Annotated in this window: 1 protein-coding gene and 1 pseudogene; both read right to left on the bottom strand. The window is 45.2% G+C overall.

Annotation, left to right across the window (positions count from 1 at the left end):
* Positions 1–1067 (bottom strand): annotated as a pseudogene (locus tag ACFINC_RS09165) (hemagglutinin repeat-containing protein); the annotation flags it as partial.
* Positions 1010–2045, bottom strand: a 1036-nt coding sequence (locus ACFINC_RS09170; protein ID WP_375617009.1) for a hemagglutinin repeat-containing protein, incomplete at its 5' end; no start/stop codon positions are given. The pseudogene ACFINC_RS09165 and the gene ACFINC_RS09170, both read right to left, overlap by 58 nt.

Here is a 2045-nt window from a genome sequence, read left to right on the forward strand (position 1 = left end):
TCTTTTTTGGCGGTGATAGTGATATTTTTACCATTGAGCGAAGAGCCTTGATGTTCAAAACTTTCTTCATTCTCTGTCTTTGATTCACTGCCATAGATTGAGGTAAAGCCCTTGCCTGAACCAACTCCAAAACCCGTTTCATGGGTTTCTGAATGGCTCTCATGGTGATCTGTCATGCCATTAATCGTCACGCTGTTCGCTGACACATTGATATCTTCATTGGCAATCATATCAGAAGCAGTAATCGTGGCCTCTTTTTTGGCATCCAACACAATGTTGCCCGTCGCCCCAAGAATGGAGGAAACCGTTGTGCTATGCGATTCAGCTGTATCGGAAGATTTGCTACTCAAAAAGCCACTTTCTGACGATTGTGCTTGTTGAGCATACTTCTCTTGCTCCCCTTTGATGAGAATATTTCCACCAGAGTGAATGGTAATATCGGCTTTTGCTTGGTCTTCTGGCGTTTTTGCTCCTGAAATCTCCCCTGTCTTACCGGCTGTGAGTATCGAGGCAACAACTTTCGTGTTGTTTCCTGAATCAATGGCAACGCCTTTACCCCCCGATATGAGTGAACCGGAAACTTGCGTAGCATCAATCTTGTTATGCTGGGATTTGCTGCTACTGAACAACCCACCCTCTTTATGGTAGGACATCTCATAATTGAAACTATTTTCTGCATTGTTGATGAGAACATCGTTGCTGGCTTTCATCCCAACCTTGCCATCAGCCGCAATGAAACTACCTGTGATGGTGAGATCATGTGGTTTGCCATCTCGCCCTGCAATAGCGGTAAAATCACCCCCAGCATTGATCGAAGAGCCAACGGCTCGCGAGGCTTGCATATCCACTTTAAGGTTTTTATTCTGAAGATGATACGCCATCTCATCGGATTTGGTATCTATTGTGATATCCCCTTGAGCACCAAGAGCAACATTGCCCTTCGCATCGATATCGGACGCAGAAACATGGATATCTTTTCCAGAGAGAACAGTGGTCTCTTTTCCAGAACTTAAATGAGAGCCATTGTGCACAGCAACATGGGAGGTTTGATCCCCCCGATCATGGTTGTTTTATCTTTAACGTTGATATCAAATCCGCCCTCACCCGCTTTGATGCCGGATTGCTCCACAACACTGTGATAATCACTAGAGGATTTATCTTTGTTAAAGGCAACATTGGTTGTCGCTGCATCATCCTTTTTTCCACCATTAAAGCCAACAGAAACAGAGTTTTGCTTGCTGGAACTTTGTCCTGTATCACTGAGGCTGGTAATGGTGAAATCACCACCAACACCCATCTCTACACGGTTTGCAGAAACCACGGCGCCTGCCAGTGTCGTGTTTCCCCCACTGTTGGTATGAACAGTGCCGGTGCCTATAATATGGCTGTTCTTGTGATGCACTTGTTCACTGGAACCCTTTCCTTTTCCAAAAGAAGCATTGCCCATCCACCCAGAACCGCCACTCCCGTAGCTGTAACCAACATTTGCAGAAATATTTTGCGAATGGTTTTGCGTGCTTTGCGTGTTTTGCGCACTTTCAAAGAGGATATGTTGTTTTGCATCCAAGGTGATATTCCCGCTCTGTTCATCATTGCTCAGAGGGTTTGTGCCAGCGATAAGATCAGCGCCAACACCATGGATACTCCCATTGTTGGCATGCATGTTGATAGAACGCCCACCTTCTATTGTTGTGGTCACCGCGGTGGAGTCTTGAGAAGAGGCTTCTGCCTTTTCAGCTTTAAAGCCTGCCGTAATGCTGGCTGAAACATCCGCCATATTACGAAGGTCACTTTTGCTTGCTCCACCCTTTATCCCATTGTAAAGACCTTTGCCTTTGTTATAGAGATCATAACCTTTTAAACCGCCAAGCAAACCATTGCCGATTTTGTGTTTTGTATCCCCATGACCAAAACGTTTTCCGGCATCCCTTATATCTTGTACACTACCAAGAATGCCAACATTGACAGAACCTGTCACACCAGCAAAGAACTTTTCATGCTTTTCTTGTGCATGAGAGGTATCATAGCTTTCCGATAGGGTGATA

This window comes from Bartonella sp. AP58NXGY, assembly GCF_042195785.1.
Classification (GTDB): domain Bacteria; phylum Pseudomonadota; class Alphaproteobacteria; order Rhizobiales; family Rhizobiaceae; genus Bartonella.